The 26,341-nt window shown below is 67.7% G+C and carries 25 protein-coding genes; 18 read left to right on the top strand and 7 right to left on the bottom strand.

Annotation, left to right across the window (positions count from 1 at the left end; translation table 11 throughout):
• Positions 1 to 76 precede the first annotated feature (76 nt).
• Positions 77 to 751, bottom strand: a complete 675-nt coding sequence (locus AC1RL8_RS15350; RefSeq protein ID WP_062481025.1) for a Crp/Fnr family transcriptional regulator — start codon at positions 749 to 751, stop codon at positions 77 to 79.
• Positions 752 to 931: 180 nt separating this feature from the next.
• Between AC1RL8_RS15350 and trxB the strand changes: the two genes are divergently transcribed.
• The 3 genes from trxB (at position 932) to rpmG (ending at position 2,552) form a co-directional block, all read left to right on the top strand.
• Positions 932 to 1,882 carry a thioredoxin-disulfide reductase gene (gene trxB, locus AC1RL8_RS15355; protein WP_492684707.1) on the top strand — a complete coding sequence of 317 codons (951 nt, stop codon included), beginning with the start codon at positions 932 to 934 and terminating at the stop codon, positions 1,880 to 1,882.
• 251 nt (positions 1,883 to 2,133) lie between these two features.
• Positions 2,134 to 2,367, top strand: a complete 234-nt coding sequence (gene rpmB / locus AC1RL8_RS15360) for a 50S ribosomal protein L28 (RefSeq protein ID WP_007830293.1) — start codon at positions 2,134 to 2,136, stop codon at positions 2,365 to 2,367.
• Between the two features lie 11 nt (positions 2,368 to 2,378).
• The gene (rpmG, locus tag AC1RL8_RS15365) at positions 2,379 to 2,552 is read left to right on the top strand and encodes a 50S ribosomal protein L33 (protein WP_007830291.1); all 174 of its coding nucleotides are present in this window, start codon (positions 2,379 to 2,381) and stop codon (positions 2,550 to 2,552) included.
• A gap of 162 nt (positions 2,553 to 2,714) precedes the next feature.
• On the opposite strand, the gene AC1RL8_RS15370 is transcribed toward rpmG, so the two are convergent.
• The 3 genes from AC1RL8_RS15370 to AC1RL8_RS15380 form a co-directional block, all read right to left on the bottom strand.
• Entirely contained in the window at positions 2,715 to 3,929 is a 1,215-nt protein-coding gene (locus AC1RL8_RS15370; protein WP_070062144.1) for a DesA family fatty acid desaturase, read from the bottom strand.
• Between the two features lie 132 nt (positions 3,930 to 4,061).
• A complete protein-coding gene (locus tag AC1RL8_RS15375; protein WP_492684708.1) occupies positions 4,062 to 5,333 on the bottom strand; it encodes an RsmB/NOP family class I SAM-dependent RNA methyltransferase in 1,272 nt (423 codons plus the stop codon).
• Positions 5,334 to 5,376: 43 nt separating this feature from the next.
• The gene (locus AC1RL8_RS15380) at positions 5,377 to 7,230 is read right to left on the bottom strand and encodes a M48 family metallopeptidase (protein WP_492684709.1); all 1,854 of its coding nucleotides are present in this window, start codon (positions 7,228 to 7,230) and stop codon (positions 5,377 to 5,379) included.
• Positions 7,231 to 7,284: 54 nt separating this feature from the next.
• Here AC1RL8_RS15380 and AC1RL8_RS15385 point away from each other — a divergent pair, with 54 nt between their 5' ends.
• Complete coding sequence (locus AC1RL8_RS15385) at positions 7,285 to 7,533, top strand: DUF1653 domain-containing protein (protein WP_062483076.1); 249 nt, start codon at positions 7,285 to 7,287, stop codon at positions 7,531 to 7,533.
• On the opposite strand, the gene AC1RL8_RS15390 is transcribed toward AC1RL8_RS15385, so the two are convergent.
• Together AC1RL8_RS15390 and purN are read right to left on the bottom strand one after the other, a co-directional pair.
• On the bottom strand, positions 7,521 to 7,829 hold the full coding sequence (locus AC1RL8_RS15390) for an I78 family peptidase inhibitor (protein ID WP_223301392.1): 309 nt from the start codon (positions 7,827 to 7,829) through the stop codon (positions 7,521 to 7,523). The two genes, AC1RL8_RS15385 and AC1RL8_RS15390, sit on opposite strands and share 13 nt — an antisense overlap.
• 59 nt (positions 7,830 to 7,888) lie before the next feature.
• Positions 7,889 to 8,485 carry a phosphoribosylglycinamide formyltransferase gene (gene purN / locus AC1RL8_RS15395; protein WP_070062139.1) on the bottom strand — a complete coding sequence of 199 codons (597 nt, stop codon included), beginning with the start codon at positions 8,483 to 8,485 and terminating at the stop codon, positions 7,889 to 7,891.
• Positions 8,486 to 8,658: 173 nt separating this feature from the next.
• Here purN and AC1RL8_RS15400 point away from each other — a divergent pair, with 173 nt between their 5' ends.
• The 4 genes from AC1RL8_RS15400 (at position 8,659) to AC1RL8_RS15415 (ending at position 13,215) form a co-directional block, all read left to right on the top strand.
• A complete protein-coding gene (locus AC1RL8_RS15400) occupies positions 8,659 to 9,840 on the top strand; it encodes an acyl-CoA dehydrogenase family protein (protein WP_062482930.1) in 1,182 nt (393 codons plus the stop codon).
• Positions 9,841 to 9,852: 12 nt separating this feature from the next.
• Positions 9,853 to 10,968: an acyl-CoA dehydrogenase family protein gene (locus AC1RL8_RS15405; RefSeq protein WP_062482928.1), complete on the top strand. Its 1,116-nt coding sequence runs from the start codon at positions 9,853 to 9,855 to the stop codon at positions 10,966 to 10,968.
• 96 nt (positions 10,969 to 11,064) lie between these two features.
• The gene (locus AC1RL8_RS15410; RefSeq protein WP_492684710.1) at positions 11,065 to 12,423 is read left to right on the top strand and encodes an alpha/beta fold hydrolase; all 1,359 of its coding nucleotides are present in this window, start codon (positions 11,065 to 11,067) and stop codon (positions 12,421 to 12,423) included.
• Between the two features lie 6 nt (positions 12,424 to 12,429).
• Positions 12,430 to 13,215: an enoyl-CoA hydratase gene (locus tag AC1RL8_RS15415; protein WP_492684711.1), complete on the top strand. Its 786-nt coding sequence runs from the start codon at positions 12,430 to 12,432 to the stop codon at positions 13,213 to 13,215.
• Positions 13,216 to 13,261: 46 nt separating this feature from the next.
• Here the strand turns inward: AC1RL8_RS15415 and AC1RL8_RS15420 are convergent, their stop codons facing one another.
• Complete coding sequence (locus AC1RL8_RS15420) at positions 13,262 to 13,822, bottom strand: HNH endonuclease (protein WP_062480919.1); 561 nt, start codon at positions 13,820 to 13,822, stop codon at positions 13,262 to 13,264.
• A 165-nt stretch (positions 13,823 to 13,987) separates the two neighbouring features.
• Here AC1RL8_RS15420 and AC1RL8_RS15425 point away from each other — a divergent pair, with 165 nt between their 5' ends.
• The 10 genes from AC1RL8_RS15425 to AC1RL8_RS15470 all read left to right on the top strand — a co-directional run bounded on the left by AC1RL8_RS15425 (position 13,988) and on the right by AC1RL8_RS15470 (position 26,045).
• Entirely contained in the window at positions 13,988 to 15,025 is a 1,038-nt protein-coding gene (locus AC1RL8_RS15425) for a bifunctional riboflavin kinase/FAD synthetase (protein WP_307694915.1), read from the top strand.
• Positions 15,026 to 15,150: 125 nt separating this feature from the next.
• Positions 15,151 to 18,000, top strand: coding sequence for an isoleucine--tRNA ligase (gene ileS / locus AC1RL8_RS15430; protein ID WP_492684712.1), 2,850 nt, complete (start codon positions 15,151 to 15,153; stop codon positions 17,998 to 18,000).
• Positions 18,000 to 18,515, top strand: coding sequence for a signal peptidase II (gene lspA / locus AC1RL8_RS15435; RefSeq protein ID WP_492684713.1), 516 nt, complete (start codon positions 18,000 to 18,002; stop codon positions 18,513 to 18,515). Before ileS ends, lspA begins: the two co-directional genes overlap by 1 nt.
• A 163-nt stretch (positions 18,516 to 18,678) precedes the next feature.
• Complete coding sequence (locus AC1RL8_RS15440) at positions 18,679 to 19,698, top strand: LacI family DNA-binding transcriptional regulator (RefSeq protein ID WP_492684714.1); 1,020 nt, start codon at positions 18,679 to 18,681, stop codon at positions 19,696 to 19,698.
• Between the two features lie 28 nt (positions 19,699 to 19,726).
• Entirely contained in the window at positions 19,727 to 20,740 is a 1,014-nt protein-coding gene (locus AC1RL8_RS15445) for an ABC transporter substrate-binding protein (protein WP_062480910.1), read from the top strand.
• A gap of 16 nt (positions 20,741 to 20,756) precedes the next feature.
• Entirely contained in the window at positions 20,757 to 21,587 is an 831-nt protein-coding gene (locus AC1RL8_RS15450; protein WP_159275532.1) for an ABC transporter permease, read from the top strand.
• A complete protein-coding gene (locus tag AC1RL8_RS15455) occupies positions 21,587 to 22,387 on the top strand; it encodes an ABC transporter permease (RefSeq protein ID WP_159273407.1) in 801 nt (266 codons plus the stop codon). Before AC1RL8_RS15450 ends, AC1RL8_RS15455 begins: the two co-directional genes overlap by 1 nt.
• Positions 22,377 to 23,450 (top strand): ABC transporter ATP-binding protein, encoded by a 1,074-nt coding sequence (locus AC1RL8_RS15460; protein ID WP_492684715.1) that lies wholly within the window; start codon positions 22,377 to 22,379, stop codon positions 23,448 to 23,450. The genes AC1RL8_RS15455 and AC1RL8_RS15460 overlap by 11 nt, the downstream gene beginning before the upstream one ends.
• 2 nt (positions 23,451 to 23,452) lie before the next feature.
• Positions 23,453 to 24,310: a phosphodiesterase gene (locus tag AC1RL8_RS15465; RefSeq protein WP_492684877.1), complete on the top strand. Its 858-nt coding sequence runs from the start codon at positions 23,453 to 23,455 to the stop codon at positions 24,308 to 24,310.
• Positions 24,311 to 24,383: 73 nt separating this feature from the next.
• A complete protein-coding gene (locus AC1RL8_RS15470; RefSeq protein ID WP_062480901.1) occupies positions 24,384 to 26,045 on the top strand; it encodes a Na/Pi cotransporter family protein in 1,662 nt (553 codons plus the stop codon).
• Positions 26,046 to 26,341: the final 296 nt, after the last annotated feature.

The raw sequence follows: 26,341 nt of genomic DNA on the forward strand, positions 1-26,341 counted from the left end.
CCGAAAAAACGCAGGCCGGCCGCCCCGAACACTACAACAAAAGGCCGTGGACACCGAAAGCGCCCGGCCTATGGGCTCAGGTCAGCGTCAGGAGCCGGTCCTTGATGATCACCGAGCCGTCTTCCTGGGACTGGACGAAACCGCGCTCTTCCAGGTCCTTCATGACGCGGCTCACCATTTCGCGCGACGCGCCGACCATCTTGGCCAAGTCCTGGCGGGAGATCTTGTCGCGGACCTTGAGGTTCCCCATGCCGTCCTGGCTGGCGAACTCGAGCAGCGCACGGGCCACGCGGCCGTACACGTCCATCAGCGCCAGCGACTCGATCTTGCGGTCGGCATGGCGCAGGCGCTGCACCAGGCCGCGCATGATGTTGTAGGCCATCGAGGAGTTCTCGGGCAGGCATCGCGCGAAGGCGTCGCGGCCCAGCATGAGCACGTCGCACTGGATTTCGGTGCGCACGGTGGCCGAATGCGGCTCGTCGTCGATCAGGCTCATCTCGCCGAGGTAGTCGCCGGGATGCAGCGTGGCCAGGATCACCTCGCGGCCACGGCTGTCGGCGCTCGTGACGCGGGCGCGGCCGGTCAGGATGATGTACAGCGCATCGGATTTCTTGCCCTGCTCCACGACGACCTCGGCGCGTTTGAAGCGCTTCTTGATGATCGCATCCGCAATGCTTGCGGACTGCGAGGCCGTCAACGACGCGAACAATGGAACGCGCCGAAGCAATTCAAGGTTGGACAGCATCGACATTAATCAATCCCTGAAACAGCGCGCGATGTGATCCTGATGCTGAGCCCATGGATTACTACAATCGCGCGCATTGAAAACACCGTGCACCCGGTGTTGAACCGGGCGGTGATACTCCCCACGTATCGCTACCACCCTGAAAATGTACACGCTGCCGCAGCGTCCATCCTAGGTTTTCTACTCATGTCCGCACCCCAACACGCCAAGGTTCTCATTCTGGGCTCCGGCCCGGCCGGCTACACCGCCGCCGTCTACGCCGCACGCGCCAACCTCCAGCCTTTGCTCATCACGGGCATCGCGCAAGGCGGTCAACTCATGACCACCACCGAGGTCGACAACTGGCCGGCCGACGTGCACGGCGTGCAAGGCCCCGAGCTGATGCAGCGCTTTCTCGAGCACGCCGAACGCTTCAAGACGCAGATCGTGTTCGACCACATCAACAAGGTCGACCTGAGCAAGCGCCCGTTCACGCTCACGGGCGACAACGGCACTTACACCTGCGACTCGCTGATCATCGCCACGGGCGCCTCGGCCAAGTACCTGGGCCTAGATTCCGAAGAGAAGTTCATGGGCCGCGGCGTCTCCGCCTGCGCGACCTGCGACGGCTTCTTCTACCGCGAGCAAGAGGTCTGCGTGATCGGCGGCGGCAACACGGCCGTCGAGGAGGCGCTGTACCTCTCCAACATTGCAAACAAAGTCACACTCGTGCATCGCCGCGACAAGTTCCGCGCCGAGCCGATCCTGATCGACAAGGTCATGGAGAAGGTGGCCGAAGGCAAGATCGTGCTGAAGCTGCACAGCCAGCTCGACGAGGTGCTCGGTGACGGCACGGGCGTGACGGGCATCCGCATCAAGAACACGCAGACCGGCGCGACCGAAGAGATCACGCTCAAGGGCTGTTTCATCGCGATCGGCCATCACCCGAACACCGACATCTTCCAGGGCCAGCTGGAAATGAAGGACAACTACATCCTGACCCGCTCGGGCCTGAAGGGCTTCGCGACGATGACCAGCGTGCCCGGCGTGTTCGCGGCCGGCGACGTGCAGGACAACATCTACCGCCAGGCCATCACCAGCGCCGGCACGGGTTGCATGGCTGCCCTGGACGCGCAGCGCTTCCTGGAAGAGCACTGAGGCTTATCCCACGGGGAACGGGGCACCGGCCAGCGCGGCCGGATTTCCCGTATCTGCGACGGTCCCCGGCCTCGTTGAGCCCGAAAGGGCTATAATCCGAGGCTTTGCCGAAACAGGGCCTACCTCCCACCGGGAGTCGGGTTGCGGCAAATCCGGGGTACCGCCACCCGTTTCTGGCGAGGTCAAGCTGTAAAACACCCTGCAATCGCCCTGATTGCGCCGGTGCCAGCTGTTCAAGAAAGAGTGTCCACATGGCACGCGTATGCGACGTAACGGGCAAAGGCCCGATGGTCGGAAACAACGTTTCCCACGCCAACAACAAAACCAAGCGCCGGTTCCTGCCGAACCTGCAATACCGCCGTTTCTGGGTCGAGACCGAAAACCGCTGGGTTCGCCTGCGCGTTTCGAGCGCTGCACTGCGCCTGATCGACAAGAACGGTATCGATGCCGTGCTCGCAGACCTGCGTGCCCGCGGCCAAGCTTAAGGAGCTGAATCATGGCAACGAGCAAAGGCGGACGCGAAAAGATCAAGCTGGAATCCACCGCGGGTACCGGCCACTTCTACACGACGAGCAAGAACAAGAAGACGATGCCTGAAAAGATGTCGATCATGAAGTTCGACCCCAAGGCGCGCAAGCACGTCGAATACAAGGAAATCAAGCTGAAGTAATTCGGCCTGTTCTCCCAAAGAAAACCCGCTGCTCACCCAGCGGGTTTTTTATTGCCTGTCGTTTTTGTGAAAGCAAAAAACAGGTACAAAAAAGCCGACCCTCAGGTCGGCTTCTTCATTGAGCAAGAGCAACAGCGCGGGAGGCGCCGGCCCTTTGCTTCGTCAGGCGCGCGCAGCGCGCAGGCGGGTCGAGAACTCGCGCAGGCCGGCAATGCCGCTGGCTTCCGCACGGTGGCACCAGGCCGCCAGGTCGGCCGCCAGCTGCTCGCGCGATTGCGAGGTGTTCAGCCAGAGCTGACGCAGCTCTTCGCGCATCGTGACCATCTTGTCGAGCACCGGGTGCGCAGCACGGGCCTGCACCAGATGGGTGCGCGCCGAGGCGGGCACCTTGTCGTCGTCGCGATGCAGCCAGCGCTTGGCCGCCTTGAGCACCGACAGGTCGGCGCCCTTGGCCTTCAGTACGTCGATTTCCTCGCTGGTCGCACGGCGCATTTCGCGGGCGTAGCCGGCCATCACTTCGTAGCGGTTGGCAATGACGGCCTCGAGCGTCTTCTCGTTGGCCACGGGCTGGATGTCGCCCATCTGCATCTTCGGCGGCACCTTCTTGACCTTGGCCCAGCCAAGCTTCTGGAACACCTGGATGTAGACCCAGCCGATGTCGAACTCGTACTTCTTGACCGAGAACTTGGCCGAGGTCGGGTACGTGTGGTGGTTGTTGTGCAGCTCTTCGCCACCGATGATCAGGCCCCAGGGCATGATGTTACGGCTGGCGTCGGACGCCTCGAAGTTGCGGTAGCCCCAGTAGTGGCCGATGCCGTTGATGATGCCAGCGGCGGTGATCGGGATCCAGAGCATCTGGACCGCCCACACGGTCAGGCCGAGCGCGCCGAACAGCGCCAGGTTGATCACCAGCATCAGGCCCACGCCTTGCCAGCTGTAGCGCGTGTACAGGTTGCGCTCGATCCAGTCATCGGGCGTGCCGTGACCGTAGCGCTCCATCGTTTCCTTGTTCTTCGATTCCTTGCGGTACAGCTCGGCGCCGCGCCAGAAGACTTCGTCGATGCCCTTGACCTGCGGGCTGTGCGGGTCGTCGGCGGTTTCGCACTTCGCGTGGTGCTTGCGGTGGATGGCGACCCATTCCTTCGTCACCATGCCGGTGCCGAGCCAGAGCCAGAAACGGAAGAAGTGCGAGGGGATCGGACCGAGGTCCATCGCCTTGTGCGTCTGCGTGCGGTGCAGAAAGATCGTGACCGCTGCGATGGTGATGTGCGTGGTGACGAGCGTGTACAGCACGACTTGCCACCAGGCAATGTCCCACAGGCCGTGTCCGAGCCATTGGATGACCGCGTTCAGAACGGCGGAGTCAGGAAGCATCATTGAGTCAGGTACTCCATGGCCACACGAAGGTGCAGCCTTCAGGTAACCCGCGATTTTAGGATGTCAGGGCCAAAACGAGGCCTTTTGCCCTTCTGTCACACCGCAGATTTACCCTAGTTTGGAGCCCCGCGCCTATTTCCGGTTCCACACGGCGGCAAAAAAGCCGTCGGTGGCGTGGCGATGCGGCCACAGACGCAGGTAGCGCCGGCCGTCTTCCCCGCCCGCGCAGAGGGTTTCGGCGCCCTCCACCTTGAGCGCCTGGAGCAGTTCCGCGGCATCCATGGGCACGAAATCGGGGTTCGCGGCGGCAAACGCCTCGGCGATGGCCTCGTTTTCCTCCGGCAGCACGCTGCAGGTGGCGTACACCAGCCGGCCACCCGACTTCACGAGCCGGGCCGCGCTTTGCAGGATGGCGGTCTGCTTGGCCGTCAGTTCGGCCACCGACTTGGCCGATTGCCGCCATTTGAGGTCAGGGTTGCGGCGCAGCGTGCCGAGCCCCGAACAGGGCGCGTCGACCAGCACGCGGTCGATCTTGCCGGCCAGGCGCTTGATCCGGTCGTCGCGCTCGTGGGCGATCGCGGCCGGGTGCACGTTCGACAGCTTGCTGCGCGCCAGCCGCGGCTTGAGCGCGTCCAGGCGATGGGCCGAGGTGTCGAAGGCGTAGAGCCGGCCGGTGTTGCGCATGGTCGCGCCGATGGCTAGGGTCTTGCCGCCGGCGCCGGCGCAGAAATCGACCACCATCTCGCCGCGCTTGGCGTCCAGCAGCAGCGCGAGCAGTTGCGAGCCTTCGTCCTGCACCTCGATGGCGCCGCGCACGAACGCGTCGAGCTTGGTCAGCGCAGGCTTGCCGTCGATGCGCAGCCCCCAGGGCGAGAACGGCGTCACTTCAGATTTGATAGCAGCCTTCGCAAGCTCCGCCTTCACTTCCGCCCGCTTGTCGGTGAATGCATTGACGCGCAGGTCGAGCGGCGCCGGCTGCTGCAGGCTCTCGACCATCGGCCAAAAGCCGTCGCCCAGCTGCGCCTTGAGCGGCGCGACCAGCCATTCGGGCAGGTTGTGGCGATGGCGTTCGAGCAGATCGCCGGGCTGGACGGCGTCGCAGTTGTCGAGCCAGCGCTTCTCGGTGTCGTTGAGCGCGCTCTTCAGGAAGTCGCGCGGGCCGTGAAAGCCCAGGATCGCCATGCGGCGCTCCTTCGAACCGCTGCCCGAAGGCGACAGGTGATCGAACAGCAGCTTCTTGCGAAGCACGGTGTAGACGGTTTCGGCGAGCGTCGCGCGCTCGCGCGGACCGAACTCGCGGTGGTCGCGGAAAAAGCGCGAAACGACCTGATCGGCCGGGTGATCGAATTTCAGGACCAGACCGACCAGATCGGCGGTGGCCTCCAACAGGGCTTTGGGATGCATAGCCCCGATTGTCTCAGCCGGCCGGCCTCGCGGCCGAAACGCCTCAGACGCCGCGCACCCAGACGGTCCCGAAGGCCTGCCGCTCGATGTCTTCCAGCGTGGGCGAGTGCCCCGCCCAGAGCACGAGCGCCGCGCCCGGCAAGGTCAGGGTCTGCTCTAGTTCGCGGCACAGGTGCCAGCGGTCCTCGTCGTCGAGCCCCGGCACCTCGACGAACACGATGTACGCCCGCCGCCAGGCGAACTCGCGCAGGTTCTTGCGCACCACCCACAGCCGCGACACGGGCAGGCAGCGTGCGATGTCGGCACGCAGCTCGCCCAGCTCGTGGTCGTTCAGGTCGTGGCGCGAAATCTGGCTGAAGAACGGCGTGTCGGTGATCTCTTCCCAGGCGCGCGCCTCGGCCTCCTCCGCCTCCTTGAGCCGCGCGCGCCACAGCTTGAGCCCCTGCTCGTCGTGCGGCCCGGCTTCGGGATCTTCGAGCGAGGCGACGGCGTTCTTGGCCGCCCACCATCGGCTGGCCACGCCCGACTGGTGCAGCCGTTCGAGCACCGCCAGGCGCTCGGCGCGCTCGCGCAAGGGCAGCATCTGGGCCAGCCCACGCAGCGCGCCCGGGTGGTCCGGCGCGATCCGCAGCGCGCTTTCGTAGCGCGCGCGCACCGGCGCCGCCGGGTCGAGCCGGCGCTCGGCGTCGGCCCATTCGACCATCTCGTCGGGCGTGTTGCGCTCGCCGCGGGCCGCCAGCACCGCGATGCGCTCGCGGATGCGCGAGCGGTGCGCGTGGTGCTGCTTCCAGTCGGCGGCGTGGGCGCGGCGCCAGGCGTTGTCGAAATGCGCGATCCACTTGTGCTTGTCGGCCAGCATGTCGAGCGCGGGCCGCTGCGACCAGGCCGGCAGCGCCGCCTTCTGGTTCAGCGCTTCCAGCCGGTCGCGCAGCACGGGATGGGTGTCGTCCAGGTCGCTCACGCGCCGCATCGCCTCGCGCAGCGCCTGGCGCGCAAACTCCTCGCTCGGCGGCGTGCGGGCGCGCTGCCGCAGGGCGGCGAACGGGCCGGGCGGCAGCGGCTCGCGCTCGGCGCGCGCCCAATGCCAGGGCCAGAACTCGCTGGCGTACCAGTTGCCCTTGATGGCCACTTCGGTGAGCGCGGCCGCGGCCACCGCGGTGCCGAGCAGCCGGCCCGAGATGCGGTCGGCCTCGTACTCGTCCTGGCGGGCCAGCGCGAAGGTCTTGGCGGCGAAGCGCGGAAAGTACCAGCGGAAGAAGGCCTGCGACACCAGCGCCATCACGCCCTCGTCGCGCTGCAGGCTGGCATCGAGCCGCAGCCATGACAGCCGCGTGCGGTAGATCCAGGCACTGAGGCGGCCGTGGTTGCCGCGCAGGTGCCCGTATTCGTGGGCCAGCACCGACAGCAGGCGCTGGCGGTCCAGCATCATCAGCAGCGGCAGGCCGATGCTCAGCGAGTTGAGCGCGCCGCCGAACAGGCCGAAGCGCGGCACCTGGCGGATGCTGGCGTTGAAGTTGTCGTCCAGGTAGACGCGGTGCACCGGCGGACCCTTGATGCGCTCGCGGATGCGGTCCAGCGCCTCGAACAACCCAGGCGCGTCGGCGCGCGTGAGCGGCTCGCCGTCGGGCTCGTCGAAGTGCACCCAGAGCGCACGCAAAGTCGCCCAGAACAGGCCCAGCGCGAACACCAGCAGCCAGCCGCGGGTGAAGTTGAAACGCCCGTCGGCCACCGACACGACCACCCAGGCCACAATGCCCACCGCCAGCCCGAGGCAGGCCAGCACCCAGAGGTAGCCGAGCGCGGCGAACGCCGCGACGCCACGCCGGTAGCGCGCGCTGTCGTCCGCACTCGCGTGCTCGCTCAGGCGAACCAGGTGAACAAAATCCGCACGGTCCATCCGACTCCCGTCAAAGACTCATCCGACAGTTGTTACCGAAGAAAGAAGCCCCCGTTGAACGACGAAGACCTCCCTCCCCTGATCGAAACGCCCCCTGGCCGCTACCGCCACTACAAGGGCGGCGAATACGACGTGATCGGCACCGTCCGCCACAGCGAGACGCTGGAGCCGATGACGCTGTACCGCGCCCTCTACGGTGCACGCGGCCTGTGGGTCCGGCCCGCCGCGATGTTCGAGGAAACCATCGAGATCGACGGCCGCCCGCAGCGCCGCTTCACCCCGATCGACGCTCAGCCGCAGTGAACGTCCTTGACGCGGCCACGCGCGTCGACGCTGATGTTGAGCCGTCCGGGGTTGAGTTCCATCGTGACCGCTTGGTTCGGCTTGAGCACCCGTGCCGTGCCGGCGCCGGCACGTGCGCGCGCGGCGGCTTCGAGCTGGGGCGTCACCTGCTGGCCCACGGCAAAGCGGGCGCCTTCGGCGTTGCACTGGAAGACGGGTTCGGCCGGTGCGGCGGGCGCAGGCGCGGCGGCGCCCGGTGCCGGCGCGGGGGCCGGAGCGGCGCAGGCGGCCAGCAGGGCCGCGGTGGCCAACGTCAACAGTAGCGATTGGGTTTTCAAAGTTCTGTGCTCCCGAAAACCCAGCAATATAAACAACTTTAAGCTTTGTGACTCAATGTATCCAAAAGCCATCCAGCGATGGCGCGCGGGTACAGCAGGTGCTCCTGGGACAGCACCCGGGCGGCCAGCGTGGCGGCCGTGTCGTCCGGCAGCACCGGCACCACGGCCTGCGCCAGGATCGGCCCGTGGTCGAGCTCCGCCGTGACCTGGTGCACCGTCACCCCCGCCACCTTGCAGCCCGCCTCGATCGCGCGCTGGTGCGTGTGCAGCCCCGGAAAGGCCGGCAGCAGCGAGGGGTGGATGTTCACCAGCCGCCCGGCGTAGCGCGCCACGAAGCCCGGCGTCAGGATGCGCATGAAGCCCGCCAGCACCACCAGCGCCGGCGCGTGGGCGTCGACCGCCTCGGCCAGCGCCGCGTCGAAGGCCTCGCGGCTGTCGAAGGCCTGGTGCGGCACCACGGCGGTCGCGATGCCGTGCGATGCGGCCAGCGCCAAGCCGCCGGCCTCCGCCTTGTTGCTGATGACGGCGGCGATGCGCGCGCCGAAGCGCTCGGCCCAGCGGTCGCGCTCGGCGGCGCGCACGATGGCCGCCATGTTCGAGCCGCCGCCGGAGATCAGGATCACGATGTTCTTCATGGGAGGCCGGGATTATCCGTGCCCCGCCAACACCCCGATCAGCCTCCCGTCGACCCGCACGCCGGCGGGCTTGTCGCGACGCGGACACCGGATCGCAGCACGACCGTGCTAAAACTCGCAATTCCGGAGACACCCCGCGTCTGCGGTGGACCGATCAACACAGCGAGGCACGCATGGATTTGAGCTTCACACCCGAAGAACAGAAGTTCCGCGAAGAAGTTCGCGCATGGGTCAAGGACAACCTCCCCCAGGAGATTTCGCACAAGGTGCACAACGCGCTCGAACTGACGCGCGACGATCTGCAAGGCTGGGCCAAGATCCTCGGCAAGAAGGGCTGGCTGGGCTACGGCTGGCCCAAGGAATTCGGCGGCCCCGGCTGGACCGCCGTGCAGCGCCACCTGTTCGAGGAAGAAACCGCCCTCGCCGGCGCGCCGCGCATCATCCCCTTCGGCCCCGTCATGGTGGCCCCGGTGATCATGGCCTTCGGCAACGCCGAGCAGCAAAAGCGTTTCCTGCCCGGCATCGCCAGCGGCGAAGTCTGGTGGAGCCAGGGCTACAGCGAACCCGGCTCGGGTTCCGACCTGGCCTCGGTCAAGACCAAGGCCGAGCGCAAGGGCGACAAGTACATCGTCAACGGCCAGAAGACCTGGACCACGCTCGGCCAGCACGGCGACTGGATGTTCAACCTCGTGCGCACCAGCAACGAGGGCAAGCCCCAGACCGGCATCAGCTTCCTGCTGCTGGACATGAAGTCGCCCGGCGTCACCGTGCGCCCGATCAAGCTGATCGACGGCGGCGTCGAGGTGAACGAGGTGTTCTTCGACAACGTCGAAGTGCCTGCCGAAAACCTCATCGGCGAAGAGAACAAGGGCTGGACCTACGCCAAGCACCTGCTCTCGCACGAGCGCACCAACATCGCCGACGTGAACCGCGCCAAGCGCGAACTCGAGCGCCTGAAGCGCATCGCCAAGAGCGAAGGCGTGTACGACGACCTGCGCTTCCGCGACGAGATCGCCAAGCTCGAAGTCGACATCGTCGCCCTCGAGATGATGGTGCTGCGCGTGCTCTCCGCCGCCACCTCGGGCAAGAACTCGCTGGACGTGGCCGGCCTGCTCAAGATCCGCGGCAGCGAGATCCAGCAGCGCTACGCCGAGCTGATGATGCTGGCCGGCGGCCCCTACTCGCTGCCACTGATCCGCGAAGCCATGGAAGCCGGCTGGCAGGGCAACTTCCCCGGCGGCAACCCGGCGCTGGCACCGCTGGCATCGACCTTCTTCAACATGCGCAAGACCACGATCTACGGCGGCTCGAACGAAGTCCAGCGCAACATCGTGGCGCAAACCGTCCTGGGCTGAGGAGACACCAACATGGATTTCAATTTTTCGGAAGACCAGGACCAGCTGCGCGACGCCGTTCGCAAGTGGGTCGACAAGGGCTATGACTTCGAGCGCCGCCGCGGCATCGAGGCCAAGGGCGGCTTCTCGCGCGAGGCCTGGGACGAGTTGGCCGAGCTCGGCCTGGGCGGCCTGTACATCAGCGAAGACGACGGCGGCCTGGGCATGGGCCCGGTGGCCGGCATGGTCGTGATGGAAGAACTGGGCCGCGGCATCGTGCTGGAGCCCTTCGCCCAGACGCTGATCGCCGGCGCCGTGCTCGGCGGCTACGCCGACGCGGCCACCAAGGAAAACTGGCTGCCGCGCATCGCCGGCGGCCAGGCCCTCGTGGTGCTGGCCTACCAGGAGCGCAAGGCACGCTACCGCCTCGACGTGTGCGAGGCCACGGCCGTCAAGTCGGGCAACGGCTACTCGCTGACCGGCGCCAAGAGCGTGGTGCCCGTGGGCGACGAGGCCGATGCCTTCATCGTGCCCGCCAAGGTCGACGGCAAGATCGCCCTCTTCCTGGTCGAGCGCAGCGCCAGCGGCGTCGAAGCCCGCGGCTACGGCACGCAGGACGGCGGCCGCGCGGCCGAGGTCGTGTTCGACAAGGCCGACGCCACGCTGGTCACGGCCGACGGCCTGGCCGCGCTCGAATACGCGGTGGATGTCGGCATTGCCGCCACCTGCGCCGAAGCGGTCGGCGTGCTCGACAAGACGCTCGACGTCACCATCGACTACATGAACCAGCGCAAGCAGTTCGGCGTGGTCATCTCCAGCTTCCAGGCGCTGCGCCACCGCGTCGCCGACATGAAGATGCAGCTGGAGCTGGCACGCTCGATGAGCTACTACGCGACGCTCAAGCTCAACGCCCCGGCCGACGAGCGCCGCCAGGCGCTGGCCCGCGCCAAGTACCAGCTGGGCACGTCGATGCGCTACGTGGCCGCGAACTCGGTGCAGCTGCACGGCGGCATCGGCGTGACCGACGAATACATCGGCAGCCACTACTTCCGCAAACTCACGCAGCTCGAGCTCACCTTCGGCGACACCTTGCACCACCTGGGTGAAGTGTCGGCACGCATGCAGGACACGGCCGGCGTCTTCGCCTGACGGCTGTTTGTCGATAGCATCCAACGCCCGCCCGCCTTGCGCCGGCGGGCGTTTTCACTTGTGGGGCCCCAGCCCCCTGCCAGGAGAGAGACAGACATGCCTTCCCGCCGCACCCTGCTTGCCTTGGCCCTTGCCGGAAGCACCGCCGTCACCTTGCTGACCGGCTGCGCCACCTCCGCGCCCTCTTCCACCGAGCGCCCGCCCATCGTCTTCATGCACGGCAACGGCGACTCGGCCGCGCTGTGGCAGACCACGATCTGGCGCTTCGAATCGAACGGCTGGCCGCGCGAGCGGCTGTTTGCGCTCGACCAGCCGACTCCCCTGGCCCGCGACGACGACGCCGTGGCCCAGCCGGGGCGCAGCTCCACCGCCGACTCGGCCGCGTTCCTGCGCGCCGAGGTCGAGAAGGTGCTGAAGGCCACGGGCGCGCCCAAGGTCGTGCTCATCGGCAATTCGCGCGGCGGCAACACCATCCGCAACTACGTGCAGAACGGCGGCGGCGCAGCCGTGGTGAGCCACGTGGTGCTGGGCGGCAACCCGGCGCACGGCATCTGGAAGGTGAAGGGCCTGCGCGAGAACAACGAGTTCTCGGGACTCTCGGCCTTCATGCAGCAACTCAATGCGCCCAAGGGACCGAACGGCGACGAGGTCACGCCCGGCGTGCAGTGGCTCACGCTGCGCTCGGACACCAACGACAAGTACGCCCAGCCCGACGGCCTGTGGATCGGCGCGCCGGGCCGGCCGACGAACATCGGCTTCGACGGGCCGGCCCTCAAGGGCGCCACCAACCTCGTGCTGCCGCGCGTGGACCACCGCGAGACCTCGTTTTCGCCCTCTGCCTTCGCGGCGACCTGGCGCTTCCTGACCGGCCAGGCGCCGGCCAGCACGGCGGTGGCGCCGGAATCGAAGGTCGTGCTCGACGGCCGCGCGACCGGCGCGGACAACCTGGCGCTGGCCGGCGCGCGCGTCACGGTCTTTGCGGTCGACCCGGCCTCGGGCGCGCGGCGCGGCGAGGCGGCGCACCAGCAGACGGTCGGCGCCGATGGCCGCTGGGGTCCGTTCAGCGCGCAGCCCACGGCGCGCTACGAGTTCGTGCTCGACGTGCCCGGCCAGGGCACCACGCACATCTACCGCAGCCCGTTCGTGCGCAGCAGCGGCGTCGTCAATCTGCGGACCGAACGCCTGGCGCCGGCCGAGAGTGGCGCAGGCGCGGTGGTCGTCTTCACGCGCCCGCGCGGCTACTTCGATGCGCAGCGCGACACGATGAACTTCGACGGCCAGAGCCCGCCCCCCGGCGTGCCGGCCCAGGGCGCGGGGCAGTCGAGCTCGCGGCTGCGCATCGCGGCCGGCGCGCCGCAGCGCACGGTCAGCGCCGAGTTCAACGGCGAGCGCCTCACCGGCCAGAGCTGGCCCGCCGCGCAAGGGCACACGACGGTGCTCGAGCTGACGTACTGAACGGCCATGAACGACACCGTCCCCTTTGTCCTGACGGCACGCGACGCGCGCGGCGTGGTCACGCTCACGCTGAACCGCCCCGCCGCCTTCAACGCGCTGTCCGAGGGCATGCTCGGCGCGCTCGAGCAGGCGCTCGGCGCGGTCGCCGCCGATGACACGGTGCGCGCCGTCGTCATCGCCGCGGCGGGCAAGGCCTTCTGCGCGGGCCACGACCTGAAGGAGATGCGCGCCGAACCCTCGCTCGGCTACTACCAGCAGCTGTTCGACCGGTGCGGCGCGATGATGCTGTCGATCCAGCGGCTGCCCGTGCCGGTGATCGCGCGCGTGCACGGCATCGCGACCGCGGCGGGCTGCCAGCTGGTGGCGGTCTGCGACCTCGCGGTGGCTGCCAGCGACGCGCGCTTTGCCGTCAGCGGCGTCAACGTGGGCCTCTTCTGCGCCACGCCCGGCGTCACGCTCTCGCGCAACCTGGGTCGCAAGGAAGCCTTCGAGATGCTGGTGACGGGCGAATTCATCGGCGCCGAGGAAGCGCGCGAGAAAGGCCTGGTCAACCAGGTCGCGCCGCCCGAGGCGCTCGACGCCGCGGTCGAGGCGCTGGTCGCCAGCATCGTCGCCAAGCCCCGCACGGCGCTCGCGCTGGGCAAGGCGCTGTTCTATCGCCAGCTCGAGACCGGCATCGAGGCCGCGCTGGCCGACGCCAGCCGGACCATGGCCTGCAACATGATGGACGAGAGCGCGCTGGAAGGCGTGCAGGCCTTTATCGAGAAGCGGCCGCCGGCCTGGAAGGGCTGAAATGACAAAGGAGGCCGAGGCCTCCTTTTTTCTTGCGTGTCCGGTGTCAGATGTCGTGCAACCGGGACGACTGCGGCAGATGCGCCATCAAAAACTCCATCTGGTCCGCCAGGATGCGGCGGTTGCGCAGGATGAAGTCTTCCCACAGGCTCGGCACATAGGGCGCGTACAGCAGCGGCATGTTCGCCTGCTCGGGCGTGCGGCTGCTCTTGCGGTGGTTGCAGGGCTTGCAGGCCGTGACCACGTTCATCCAGGTGTCGATGCCGCGCTGCGCGAACGGAATGATGTGCTCGCGCGTGAGTTCGTCTTCGTGGAAATGGCCGCCGCAGTAGGCGCAGATGTTGCGGTCGCGCGAGAACAGCTTGCTGTTGGTCAGGCCCGGGCGCTGCGCGAAGGGATTGATGCGCGGCACGCCCTTGGTGCCGATGATGCTGTTGATCGCGATCTGCGACTGCTCGCCCGTGATCGCGTTGTGGCCGCCACGGAACACGGCCACCTGCGCGCCCACTTCCCAGCGGACTTCGTCCGCCGCGTAGTGGATCACCGCCTGTTCCAGCGATATCCATGACTGGGGCAGCCCTTGGGCCGACAGCTTCAAGACCTTCACACACGCCTCCTCGAAACGAGAAAAACACGCAGAGACCAGAGACTCGGAATGCATTGGCGACTCACGCCAACCCACCCACTGCGTCACAATATACCGGCTTTGTGACAAATCGGCCTGATTTGCCCATACGACGGGCATCAGGCGCTATCAAAAAGATACTCTCCCATGCAGGTTTTCCGCGGCTTCCGACACCCGGGCGTAGCTCCGGCCTGCGCCCTCACGATCGGGAATTTCGACGGCGTCCACCGCGGCCACCAGGCCATGCTGGCGCTGTTGCAGACCGAGGCCCGCCATCGTGGGCTGCCCAGCTGCGTGCTGACCTTCGAGCCGCACCCGCGCGACTATTTCGCCGCCGTCACCAAGAAACCCGACCTGGCCCCGGCGCGCATCGGCACGCTGCGCGACAAGCTGACCGAGCTGGCGGCCTGCGGCGTGGACCAGACCATCGTGCTGCCCTTCGACGGCCGGCTGGCGTCCCAGTCGCCCGAGGCCTTCATCCAGAACGTGCTGATCGACGGCCTGGGCGCGCGCTACGTGCTGGTGGGCGACGACTTCCGCTTCGGCGCCAAACGCGCCGGCGACTACGCCATGCTCGATGCGGCCGGCGAAACCCACGGCTTCGACGTCGCTCGCATGAACAGCTACGAGGTGCACGGCCTGCGCGTGTCCAGCTCGGCCGTGCGCGAGGCGCTGGCCGAAGGCCGCATGGCCGACGCCCACACGCTGCTGGGGCGCCCGTACACGATCTCGGGCCACGTGGTGCACGGCCGCAAGCTGGGCCGGGCGCTGGGTGCGTCGTCGCCGGGCAAGGACGACGGTTTTCGCACCCTCAACCTGCGCTTCAAGCACTGGAAACCGGCCGCCAGCGGCATCTTCGCGGTGCTGGTGCACGGCCTGGCCGACCAGCCGCTGCCCGGGGTGGCCAACCTCGGCGTGCGGCCCTCGCTGGACGCCAACGACGTCAACGCGGGGCGCGTGCTGCTGGAGACGCATTGCCTGGAGTGGCCCTCGCATCTGGGGGCCGAAGGGGCCTACGGTAAAATCGTGCGCGTGGAACTCCTGCACAAACTGCACGACGAATTGCGCTACACCAGCCTCGAAGCCCTCACTGCGGGCATCGCGAAGGATGGCCGCGACGCACGCGCGTTCTTCGCATCGACCCACGCCGAGACCCACCGCCAGACCACGCGCGACCGAATTTAGCCCTGCACGCCCCGTGCTGCCGCCCTTCGACAAGCTCAGGGCGAACGGCTATATCTTCCGCACCGACCGCTCAATGCAGTTCGGGCTGAGCCTGTCGAAGCCCCTCTGTTTCGCCGCACCCCAACATGTCTGACGCTGCTTCCCCCAAAGATTACCGTTCCACGCTGAACCTGCCCGACACCCCCTTCCCGATGCGCGGCGACCTGCCCAAGCGCGAACCGGGCTGGGTCAAGGAATGGAACGACGAAGGCCGCTACCACCGTCTGCGCGACGCCCGCCACGGCGCGCCCAAGTTCATCCTGCACGACGGCCCGCCGTACGCCAACGGCCAGATCCACATGGGTCACGCGGTGAACAAGATCCTCAAGGACATGATCACCAAGGCGCGCCAGCTCGAAGGCTTCGACGCGCTCTACGTGCCCGGCTGGGACTGCCACGGCCTGCCGATCGAGAACGCCATCGAAAAGCAGTTCGGCCGCAACCTGAGCCGCGACGAGATGCAGGCCAAGAGCCGCGCCTACGCCACGGAGCAGATCGCCCAGCAGATGGTCGACTTCCAGCGCCTGGGCGTGCTGGGCGAATGGGACCATCCCTACAAGACGATGGACTTCGCCAACGAAGCCGGCGAGCTGCGCGCGTTCAAGCGCGTGATCGAGCGCGGCTTCGTGTACCGGGGCCTGAAGCCCGTGTACTGGTGCTTCGACTGCGGCTCCTCGCTGGCCGAGTTCGAGATCGAGTACGCCGACAAGAAGAGCCAGACCATCGACGTGGCCTTCAAGGCGCACGAGCGCGAGAAGGTGCTCAAGGCCTTCGGCACCGACCACACGATCCTGGGCGACATCTTCGCCGTGATCTGGACCACCACCGCGTGGACGATCCCCGCCAACCAGGCGATCAACCTCAACCCCGAGCTCGAGTACTCGCTGGTCGACACCGAGCGCGGCCTGCTGATCCTGGCCAACTCGCTGGTCGAGATGTGCATGACGCGCTACGCGCTCGACGGCAAGGTGCTGGCCACGGTCAAGGGCGAGGCACTCGGCGGGCTCGAGTTCGAGCACCCGCTGTACGACGTGGATGCCGGCTACCGGCGCCTGTCGCCCATCTACCTGGCCGACTACGCCACCGCCACCGACGGCACCGGCCTCGTGCACTCCTCGCCTGCCTACGGCGTGGACGACTTCAACTCCTGCATCGCCCACGGCGTGGCGTACGACGACATCCTGAACCCGGTGCAGGGCAACGGCAGCTACGCGCCTGACTTCCCGCTGTTCGGCGGCCAGAACATCTGGAAGGCCGTGCCGGTGATCATCGCCGCGCTGCGCGACGCCAACCGCCTGCTGACCACCGAGACCATCACCCACAGCTACCCGCACTGCTGGCGCCACAAGACGCCGGTGATCTACCGCGCGGCCGCGCAGTGGTTCGTGCGCATGGACGAGGGCGAAGGCGTGTTCACCAAGGACAAGGCGCCCAAGACGCTGCGCCAGACCGCGCTCGACGCCATCGAGCAGACCAGCTTCTACCCCGAGAACGGCAAGGCCCGCCTGCACGACATGATCGCCGGCCGGCCCGACTGGTGCATCAGCCGCCAGCGCAGCTGGGGCGTGCCGATCCCGTTCTTCCTGCACAAGGATTCGGGCGAGCTGCACCCGCGCACCATGGAGATCCTCGACCAGGCCGCCGACATCGTCGAGAAGGGCGGCATCGAGGCCTGGAGCCGCGTCACGGTCGAAGACATTCTGGGTGCCGAAGACGCACCGAGCTACACCAAGAGCACCGACATCCTCGAGGTGTGGTTCGACTCGGGCTCGACCTTCTCGCACGTGCTGCGCGGCACGCACCCCAACGTGCACCACGAGACCGGCCCCGAGGCCGACCTGTACCTCGAAGGCCACGACCAGCACCGCGGCTGGTTCCACTCGTCGCTGCTGATCGCCTGCATGCTGGAAGACCGCGCACCGTACAAGGGCCTGCTCACGCACGGCTTCACGGTGGATGCCAAGGGCATCAAGATGAGCAAGTCGCTCAAGAACGGCATCGACCCGCAGGAAATCAGCAACAAGCTGGGCTCGGAAATCATCCGCCTGTGGGTGGCCGCGAGCGACTACTCGGGCGACATCGCGGGCGACGACAAGATCCTCGCGCGCGTCGTCGACGCCTACCGCCGCATCCGCAACACGCTGCGCTTCCTGCTGGCCAACACGAGTGATTTCGACATCGCCAAGGATGCCGTGCCGCTCGACCAGCTGTTCGAGATCGACCGCTACGCGATGTCGCGCGCGGCGCAGTTCCAGGCCGAGATCCTTGCGCACTACCAGGTGTACGAGTTCCATCCGGTGGTGGCCAAGCTGCAGATCTACTGCTCGGAAGACCTGGGCGGCTTCTACCTCGACATCCTGAAGGACCGCCTCTACACGACGGCGCCGGGCTCGCTCGCGCGCCGCAGCGCACAGACCGCGCTGTGGCACATCTCGCAGGCGATGCTGCGCTGGATGGCGCCGTTCCTGAGCTTCACGGCCGAAGAGGCCTGGAAGATCGTGGGCACCGGCAAGGCCGGCGAGTCGATCTTCACGCAGACCTACAGCCAGTTCGCCGCACCCGACGAGGCGCTGCTCGCCAAGTGGGGCCGCATCCGCGAGATCCGCGACGGCGTCAACAAGGACATCGAGGCGGTGCGCGCCGAGGGCAAGGTCGGCTCGTCGCTGCAGGCCAACCTGCAGCTGAACGCACCGGCCGACGACCTCGCGCTGCTGGGCTCGCTGGGCGACGACCTGAAGTTCGTGTTCATCGCCTCGGCCGTGGCACTGGCGGCGGGCGACACGCTGTCGACCGTGGTCACGCCCAGCACCGCACAGAAGTGCGAACGCTGCTGGCACTACCGCGAGGACGTGGGCCACGACCCGGCGCACCCGACCATCTGCGGCCGCTGCACGAGCAACCTGTTCGGCGCGGGCGAATCGCGCAGCGTGGCCTGATGGCGACCGCACGTTCCACCTCGTCGGCCTCGCGTTCGCGCGGCGCCAGCATCTGGCCGTGGCTCGGGCTGGCGACGATCATCGTGATCATCGACCAGTTCACGAAGACGCTGATCCTGGGCTACTACAAGCTCGGCGACGCGACCTACGTGACGAGCTTCTTCAACGTCGTGCGGGCGCACAACACGGGCGCGGCCTTCTCGTTCCTGGCCGACCACTCGGGCTGGCAGCGCTGGTTCTTCACGGCCATCGGCGTGGCGGCAGCAATCTTCATCGTCTGGATGCTGCGGTCGCACGCCGGCCAGAAGCTCTTTTCGTTCGCGATGGCCTGCATTTTGGGCGGCGCCATCGGCAACGTGGTCGACCGCATGATGCACGGCTACGTGGTCGACTTCCTGAGTTTCCACTGGGGCAACTGGTACTTCCCGGCGTTCAACGCGGCGGACAGCGCCATCACGCTCGGGGCGATCTGCCTGATCGTCGACGAGATCCGGCGAGTCCGGCGCGGCAAGTAAGCCAGTTCTAGACCAAAGGGGCCCACGGGCCCCTTTTTCTTTGGGCCGCACCCTGCGCCAGCGGCCCCGGGGTTCTCCCCACTTCCCCACCCTGTCATCGCGAAGTCATACTGCGCCGGTCCAATGTAATCGATTACATGAACCCCACCACGGACCCCGCACGATGAGCATCCAAGCAGTAGCCGCCCAGGCCGGGGTCTCCGTGGCCACGGTCTCGCGCGCCTTCAATTTCCCCGAGAAGGTGACGCCGGCCACGCGCGAACTGGTGGAACGCGTGGCGCGCGAGCTCAACTACCTGCCCAACGCCAGCGCCCGCACCTTGCGCACCCAGCGCAGCCGCACGCTCGGCGTGGTGCTGCCCACGCTGCTGAACCCGACCTTTGCCGAATGCCTGCAGGGCATTGCGCGCGCGGCCGTCGCGGGCGGCTACGCGATCCTGCCGGTCACCACCGGCTACCGGCTCGACGAGGAAGAGCGCGCCGTCCAGCTGCTGCTGGCGGGCAACGTCGACGGGCTGATCCTCGTGGTGTCGAACCCGTCCACCTCGGCCGCATTGCAGCGCCTGCAGGCCGCCGGCGTGCCCTACGTGCTGGCCTACAACCGGCACGCCGACCATCCCTGCGTGTCGGTCGACAGCGAAGGCGCGGTGGCCGATGCGGTCACGCGCCTCGTGCTGCTGGGCCACCGGCGCATCGCGATGGTCAGCGGCACGCTGGCCGCCTCGGACCGCGCGCAGCAGCGCTACCGCGGCTACCAGCGCGGCATGGCCGAGGCCGGCCTTGCAGCGCCGCCGCTCGTCGAGGTGCCCTTCGTCGAGACCGCCGTCGATGCGCTGTGCGCCGAGCTGCGCCCGCGCAACCGCCCCACGGCGCTGGTCTGCTCGAACGACCTGCTCGCCATCCGCAGCATCCGCGCCGCGCACCTGAGCGGCCTGGCGGTGCCCGACGACCTCAGTGTGGTCGGCTTCGACGGCATCGCGCTGGGCGAAGACCTCACGCCCGCGCTCACCACCATCGCGCAGCCCAACAGCGACATCGGCCGCCACAGCGTCGAGCTGCTGGCGCAGGCGATCGCCGGCGGCCGCGCGCTGCAGGCCGACGCGAGCCTGCTGCTGCCCCATGCCTTCCGAGACGGCGAGTCGTGCGCGAATGCGCGCGAAGACAACGACGCCGCACTGTCCTGACCTCACCACCCCTCCCAGGAGTTCTTCCATGTCCCTTCGCTTTCACCGCCTCGCCCGCCTCGGCGTGCTGGCCGCCGCCCTCGTCGCCGCTGGCGGCGCCATGGCCCAGACCGCCATTTGCTACAACTGCCCGACCGAATGGGCCGACTGGGGCACCCAGCTCAAGGCCATCAAGGCCAAGACCGGCATCACCGTGCCGGCCGACAACAAGAACTCGGGCCAGTCGCTCGCACAGCTGGTCGCCGAAAAGGCCAGCCCCGTGGCCGACGTCACCTACCTCGGCGTGACCTTCGCGGTGCAGGCCGCGAAAGACGGCGTGGTCGAGCCCTACAAGCCGGCCGCCTGGAAAGACATTCCCGACGGCCTGAAGGACCCGGCCGGCAACTGGTTCACCATCCACTCGGGCACGCTCGGCTTCATGGTCAACGTCGACGCGCTCAAGGGCAAGCCGGTGCCCAAGTCGTGGGCCGACCTGCTCAAGCCCGAGTACAAGGGCCTCATCGGCTACCTCGACCCCGCCTCGGCCTTCGTGGGCTACGTGGGCGCCGTGGCGGTGAACCAGGCGCGCGGCGGCACGCTCGACAACTTCAAGCCGGCCATCGACTACTTCAAGGCGCTGCAGAAGAACGAGCCCATCGTGCCCAAGCAGACCTCGTACGCGCGCGTGCTGTCGGGCGAGATCGCGATCCTGCTCGACTACGACTTCAACGCCTACCGCGCCAAGTACAAGGACAAGGCCAACGTCGCCTTCGTCATCCCGAGCGAAGGCACGCTGGCCGTGCCCTACGTGATGAGCCTGGTCGCCAAGGCGCCGCACGCGGCCGATGCGAAGAAGGTGCTCGACTTCACGCTGTCCGACGAAGGCCAGGCGATCTGGGCCAAGGCCTACCTGCGCCCGGTGCGCGCCAGCGCCATGCCCAAGGAGATCGAGGCGCAGTTCCTGCCCGCGAGCGACTACGCCCGTGCCAAGACCGTCGACTACGCCCGCATGGCCGACGCGCAGCGTGGCTTCTCCGACCAGTACCTGAAGGAAGTGCGCTGACCCGGCGCCGCGCGCGATGACACGCACCACCTCCTCCAACGCCTGGAACCCGCGCTGGCGACTGCTGGCCTGCGTCGCGCCGGCGGCCGTCTTCTTCGCGGCCTTCTGGCTGCTGCCGGTGGTGCGCCTGCTCGCGCTGCCGGCCGACAAGGGCGCCGCCACCTACTTCGCGGTGCTGACCGATGCGCGCTACCTGCACAGCATGGCCAACACCGTCGCGCTGTCGGTGGCGGTGACGCTGGCCACGCTGGTGCTGGGCGCGGCGGTGGGCATCTACCTCGCGCGCCATGCCTTTCCCGGCAAGCGCATGCTGCTGTCGCTGCTCACGCTGCCGCTGTCGTTCCCGGGCGTGATCATCGGCTTCTTCGTGATCCTGCTCGGCGGGCGCCAGGGCGTGGTGGCCGACCTGAGCGACGCGCTGGTCGGCGAGCGCATCACCTTCGCCTACGGCCTGCTCGGCCTCTTTTTGGCGTACCTGTATTTCTCGCTGCCGCGCGCCATCGCCACCTACGCCGCGGCGGCCGAGTCGATGAACACGCAGCTCGAGGAAGCGGCGCGTTCGCTCGGCGCCTCGAAGCTGCGCGTGGCGCGCGACGTGTGGATGCCCGAGCTCGCGCCCACCACGCTGGCCTGCGGCGCCATCCTGTTCGCCACCTCGATGGGCGCCTTCGGCACGGCCTTCACGCTGGCCAGCAAGTTCGAGGTGATCCCCATCACCATCTACAACGAGTTCACCAACTACGCCAACTTCGCGCTCGCCGCGTCGCTGTCGATCTCGCTGGGCGTCGTGACCTGGCTGGTGCTCTTCGTGGCGCGCCGCTTCGGCGCCAACCCGGTCGCCCGATGATGAAGACCCCTTCGCAACCCCGCGCCCCTTTCCTGCTCGCCATCACGGTGATCGTGAGCCTCTTCATGATCGCGCCGATGCTGCTGTCGGTGATGGCCGGCCTCGTCAACAACTACAGCACCGGCCTGAAGAGCGGCCTCACGCTGCGCTGGCTCGGCGAGGTGTGGGAGAACTACGGCGGCACCGTCGGCTGGTCGCTCGCGCTGGCCGTGGCCTGCGTCGTGTGCACCGTGCTGATCGGCGTGCCCTGCGCCTACACGCTGGCGCGCAGCCGCTCGCGCGCGGCGCGCATTTTTGAAGAGCTGCTGACCCTGCCGGTCGCGGTGCCGGGCCTGGCGACGGCGCTCGCGCTCATCCTCGCCTACGGCCAGCTCACGGCCTTTCGCCAGAGCTTCGCCTTCATTCTCGTGGGCCACATCGTCTTCACGCTGCCCTTCATGGTGCGCACCGTGAGCTCGGCCTTCCAGCGCGACGACCTGCTCGCGCTCGAAGAGGCCGCACGTTCGCTGGGCGCGAACTTCCGCCAGCGCTTCATGGGCATCCTGGTGCCTGCGGTGTTCCCGGCCATCGTGGCCGGCAGCCTGATGGTGTTCACGCTGTCGGTGGGCGAGTTCAACCTCACCTGGATGCTGCACACGCCGCTCACGCGCACGCTGCCCGTGGGCCTGGCCGACAGCTACGCCTCGATGCGCATCGAGATCGGATCGGCCTACACGCTGGTCTTTTTCGCCGTCATTCTTCCGGTGCTGTGGGGCCTGCAGTACCTTGCCAACCTGATGCAGAAACGCCATGGAACTTGAACGCATCCCCGTCGACATTTCGAACTGCGCGAAGACGTACGCCGACGGCACGCGCGGCCTGCAGCCCACCAACCTCAAAGTCGAGGCCGGCGAGGTGCTCGCGCTGCTCGGCCCCTCGGGCTGCGGCAAGACCACGCTGCTGCGCCTCATCGCCGGGCTGGAAGCGCCCGACGACGGCAGCCGCATCGTCTTCGGCGACCAGGACGTCACGCAGCGCCCCGTCGAGCACCGCGGCGTGGGCATGGTGTTCCAGAGCTACGCCCTCTTTCCGCAGATGACGGTGGCGGCCAACATCGGCTACGGCCTGCGCATCCGCGGCGTGTCGCCCGAGGAAGAGAAACGCGCCGTGGGCGAACTGGTCGACCTCGTGCGCCTGGGCGGCCTGGAGAACAAGCGCCCCGCCGAACTCTCGGGTGGTCAGCGCCAGCGCGTGGCCCTGGCGCGCGCCGTGGCCGTGCGCCCGCGCGTGCTGCTGCTCGACGAGCCGCTGGCTGCGCTCGACGCCAAGCTCAAGGAGTCGCTGCGCGACGAACTCGCCGAGCTGCTGCGCCGCCTGCACATCACGGCCATCCACGTCACGCACGACCAGCAGGAGGCGCTGGCCATCGCCGACCGGCTCGCGGTGATGCGCGCCGGGCGCATCGTGCAGGTCGGGCGCGGCGAAGACCTGTACCGCGCGCCCGCGCACCCCTTCGTGGCCGAGTTCCTGGGCCGGGTCAACCGGCTGGAGCGCGCGCCCGACGCCATCGCGCAGGGCGTTGTCCGACTCGGAGGGTCGTCGCTGCCCTGCCCCGCGCCCTGGCAGCAGCATGCGACGCTGCTGGTGCGGCCCGAAGACATCGAGGTCGGCGCGCCCCCGCCCGGCGAGGCGCCCGGCTGGGGCCGCGCCACGGTCGAACGCCGCACCTTCCTCGGCGACCGCGTGCAGCTGCACCTGCGCCTGCAGGACCAGCCCGTGCTGGTGGCCGACGTGGGGCGCGACAACCCCTTCGGACCGGGTGACGCGGTGGGCCTGCGCATCCTGGCCGACCGCCTGATGACCTCGCAGGAAACCCGCGCATGACCATGACCACGACGACGAACCCCAACACCTTCCTGGTCCAGCTGACCGACCTGCACATCCGCGAGCCCGGCCGGCTGGCCTACGGCCGCATCGACACCGCGCCCTACCTCGCGCGCGCCGTGCAGTCGGTGCTCGCGCTGCGCCAGCCGCCCGAGGCGGTGGTGATCACCGGCGACCTGACCGACTTCGGCCGCGCCGCCGAGTACGAACACCTGGCCGCCCTGCTCGCGCCGCTGACGATGCCCGTCTACCTGCTGCCCGGCAACCACGACGACCGCGACCAGCTGCGCCGCAGCTTCCCGGGCCACGCCTACCTGGGCACGGGCGCCGACACGCACGGCTTCGTCCAGTACTCGGTGCGCGTGGGCGACCTGCGGCTGCTCACGCTCGACACCTGCGTGCCCGGCGCCAGCCACGGCACATTGTGCGAGCGGCGCCTGGCCTGGCTCGAAGCCCAGCTCGACGCCTGCCGCCACGAGCCCGTGGTGGTCGCCATGCACCACCCGCCCTTCGAGACGCTGATCGGCCACATGGACGAGATCGGCTTGCTCGAAGGCGCCGACGCGCTCGAGGCCCTGCTGTGCCGCTACACGAACGTCGAGCGCGTGATCTGCGGCCACCTGCACCGCGCGATCGACGTGCGCTTCGGCGGCACCATCGCCTCGACCTCGCCGGCGCAGGCGCACCAGGTCTGCCTCGACCTGGCGCCCGACGCCGCCTCGGCCTGGACGCTGGAGCCGCCCGCCTTCCGCGTGCACGCCTGGTCCGCGGCCGGGCGCCGGCTCGTCACGCACCTGGCGGCCTCCGGCAGCTTCGAAGGCCCTTATCCTTTCCACGACAACGGAGCCCTGATCGACTGAAGTGTCTACTTGTGGAAAATGGGGCTGAAACGAATCAAAACGAAAACAAGAGAAAGGTCAGACCCCGCCCTCCATGAAGCACCTTCTGAATCTGCTTGCGGCCGTCGCCCTGCTGGTGTGGGGCACGCACCTCGTGCGCACCGGCGTGCTGCGCGTCTTCGGCGCCAACCTGCGCAAGATCCTCGTGCAGAGCATGCGCAACCGCTTCACGGCCGCGCTCTCGGGCATCGGCGTCACGGCGCTCGTGCAGTCGAGCACGGCCACCTCGCTCATGACCTCCTCGTTCGTGGGGCAGGGCCTGGTCACGCTGCCGGCGGCGCTGGCGGTGATGCGGGGCGCCGACGTGGGCACGGCGCTGATCTCGGTGCTGTTCTCGGCCGACCTCTCGTGGCTCTCGCCGATGTTCATCTTCGTGGGGGTGGTGCTGTTCATCACGCGCTCGGCCACCGTGGCGGGGCGCGTGGGGCGGGTGCTGATCGGGCTGGGGCTGATGCTGCTGGCGCTGCAGCTGGTGGTGGCGGCCACCGAGCCGCTGTTCTCGTCGCCGGCCGTGCGGGCGCTGCTGGCGTCCATCACCAGTGATGTGCTGCTGGAAATTACCCTGGGTGCCGCGCTGGCCATCGTGGCCTATTCAAGCCTGGCGGTGGTGCTGCTGGTGGCGGCCATGGCGAGCTCGAACGTGGTGCCACTCGACGTGGCGCTGGGCCTGGTGCTCGGTGCCAACCTCGGCAGCGGCCTGCTGGCGGTGCTGACCACCGCGCGCTCGGCGGTGTCGGTGCGGCAGGTGACGGTGGGCAACCTGCTGTTCAAGGCGCTGGGCGTGGCGCTGGTCACGCCGTTCGTGGGGCTGTGGGTGCGCTACGTGCAGCCGCAGCTGCCGAACCAGACGCACGGCGTGGTGCTGTTCCACCTGGCGTTCAACATCGTGATCAGCGTCGGCTTCATCGGCCTCACGCAGTGGGTCGCCAAGCTGGTGACGCGCATGCTGCCCGTGCCGCCGCAGCCGGTGGGCACGAGCCGGCCGCACCACCTCGATCCTTCGGCGCTGTCGACGCCTTCTCTCGCTATTTCTAACGCGGCGCGCGAGGCGCTGCACCAGGCGGACATCGTGGAGACCATGCTCATCGGCACGCTCGACGTGATCCGCAACAACGACCTGCGGCTGGCGCAGGAGCTGCGGCAGCTGGACGACACGGTGGACGAGCTGTACTCGGCGATCAAGTACTACATGACGCGCATCTCGCGCGAGGCGCTGGGCGAGGAGGAAAGCCGGCGCTGGACGGACATCATCAGCTTCACGATCAACATGGAGCAGATCGGGGACATCATCGAGCGGGTGATCATTGATATCGAGGACAAGAAGATCAAGCCGCAGCGCAACTTCTCGGAAGCTGGGATGGCGGAGATCGTCGAGTTGCACCAGCGGCTGGTTGCCAATCTGCGGTTGAGCATGAGTGTGTTCTTGAACGGCAATGTGCGCGACGCGCAGAAGCTGCTGGAAGAGAAGGCGCGGTTTCGGGATCTGGAGCGGGCTTATGCCACGACCCATCTGGATCGGTTGTCGGATCGGACTACTTTGAGCATCGAGACGAGTTCTCTGCACATTGACTTGATCAGCGATTTGAAGCGGATCAATTCGCATATCTGTTCTATTGCTTATCCGATTCTTGAATCGGCTGGGGCTTTGGCGCCTAGCCGGCTTCGTGAATCTCGGCTTGGGAAGATTGAGGGTTAGTCGTTTGGGGGGCTGAGGCCGGGTCTCGCCCCGGCGGGCGACTCACTTTCTTTTGCTTCGCCAAAAGAAAGTAAGCAAAGAAAAGGCGACCCTGCTGTCTGCGTCCCTCCGCTTCGCTGCGGGCAACCTGCGGTGCTCACGTTTCGCGGGGTCTCGCCCAAACTCGCTTCGCTCAAACAAGGGCGAGCCCTGATCCGCGAAACGCTGCGCTCCTCGGCGCATACAGAAGGGCTTTGGATACCGGGCGGGCCATCGCTTCGCTCGGCCTGTGAAGGCAGACGGGCTCTGCCTCGTTT

The sequence above is a fragment of the Variovorax sp. GW822-FHT04E09 genome, from assembly GCF_058800845.1.

What these genes read in the sequence shown, in the direction of transcription:
- AC1RL8_RS15350 (WP_062481025.1), bottom strand. Translation starts at nt 751, where the DNA reads ATGTCGATGCTGTCCAACCTTGAATTGCTTCGGCGCGTTCCATTGTTC.
- trxB (WP_492684707.1), top strand. Translation starts at nt 932, where the DNA reads ATGTCCGCACCCCAACACGCCAAGGTTCTCATTCTGGGCTCCGGCCCG.
- rpmB (WP_007830293.1), top strand. Translation starts at nt 2,134, where the DNA reads ATGGCACGCGTATGCGACGTAACGGGCAAAGGCCCGATGGTCGGAAAC.
- rpmG (WP_007830291.1), top strand. Translation starts at nt 2,379, where the DNA reads ATGGCAACGAGCAAAGGCGGACGCGAAAAGATCAAGCTGGAATCCACC.
- AC1RL8_RS15370 (WP_070062144.1), bottom strand. Translation starts at nt 3,929, where the DNA reads ATGATGCTTCCTGACTCCGCCGTTCTGAACGCGGTCATCCAATGGCTC.
- AC1RL8_RS15375 (WP_492684708.1), bottom strand. Translation starts at nt 5,333, where the DNA reads ATGCATCCCAAAGCCCTGTTGGAGGCCACCGCCGATCTGGTCGGTCTG.
- AC1RL8_RS15380 (WP_492684709.1), bottom strand. Translation starts at nt 7,230, where the DNA reads ATGGACCGTGCGGATTTTGTTCACCTGGTTCGCCTGAGCGAGCACGCG.
- purN (WP_070062139.1), bottom strand. Translation starts at nt 8,485, where the DNA reads ATGAAGAACATCGTGATCCTGATCTCCGGCGGCGGCTCGAACATGGCG.
- AC1RL8_RS15400 (WP_062482930.1), top strand. Translation starts at nt 8,659, where the DNA reads ATGGATTTGAGCTTCACACCCGAAGAACAGAAGTTCCGCGAAGAAGTT.
- AC1RL8_RS15405 (WP_062482928.1), top strand. Translation starts at nt 9,853, where the DNA reads ATGGATTTCAATTTTTCGGAAGACCAGGACCAGCTGCGCGACGCCGTT.
- AC1RL8_RS15410 (WP_492684710.1), top strand. Translation starts at nt 11,065, where the DNA reads ATGCCTTCCCGCCGCACCCTGCTTGCCTTGGCCCTTGCCGGAAGCACC.
- AC1RL8_RS15415 (WP_492684711.1), top strand. Translation starts at nt 12,430, where the DNA reads ATGAACGACACCGTCCCCTTTGTCCTGACGGCACGCGACGCGCGCGGC.
- AC1RL8_RS15425 (WP_307694915.1), top strand. Translation starts at nt 13,988, where the DNA reads ATGCAGGTTTTCCGCGGCTTCCGACACCCGGGCGTAGCTCCGGCCTGC.
- ileS (WP_492684712.1), top strand. Translation starts at nt 15,151, where the DNA reads ATGTCTGACGCTGCTTCCCCCAAAGATTACCGTTCCACGCTGAACCTG.
- lspA (WP_492684713.1), top strand. Translation starts at nt 18,000, where the DNA reads ATGGCGACCGCACGTTCCACCTCGTCGGCCTCGCGTTCGCGCGGCGCC.
- AC1RL8_RS15440 (WP_492684714.1), top strand. Translation starts at nt 18,679, where the DNA reads ATGAGCATCCAAGCAGTAGCCGCCCAGGCCGGGGTCTCCGTGGCCACG.
- AC1RL8_RS15445 (WP_062480910.1), top strand. Translation starts at nt 19,727, where the DNA reads ATGTCCCTTCGCTTTCACCGCCTCGCCCGCCTCGGCGTGCTGGCCGCC.
- AC1RL8_RS15450 (WP_159275532.1), top strand. Translation starts at nt 20,757, where the DNA reads ATGACACGCACCACCTCCTCCAACGCCTGGAACCCGCGCTGGCGACTG.
- AC1RL8_RS15455 (WP_159273407.1), top strand. Translation starts at nt 21,587, where the DNA reads ATGAAGACCCCTTCGCAACCCCGCGCCCCTTTCCTGCTCGCCATCACG.
- AC1RL8_RS15460 (WP_492684715.1), top strand. Translation starts at nt 22,377, where the DNA reads ATGGAACTTGAACGCATCCCCGTCGACATTTCGAACTGCGCGAAGACG.
- AC1RL8_RS15465 (WP_492684877.1), top strand. Translation starts at nt 23,453, where the DNA reads ATGACCACGACGACGAACCCCAACACCTTCCTGGTCCAGCTGACCGAC.
- AC1RL8_RS15470 (WP_062480901.1), top strand. Translation starts at nt 24,384, where the DNA reads ATGAAGCACCTTCTGAATCTGCTTGCGGCCGTCGCCCTGCTGGTGTGG.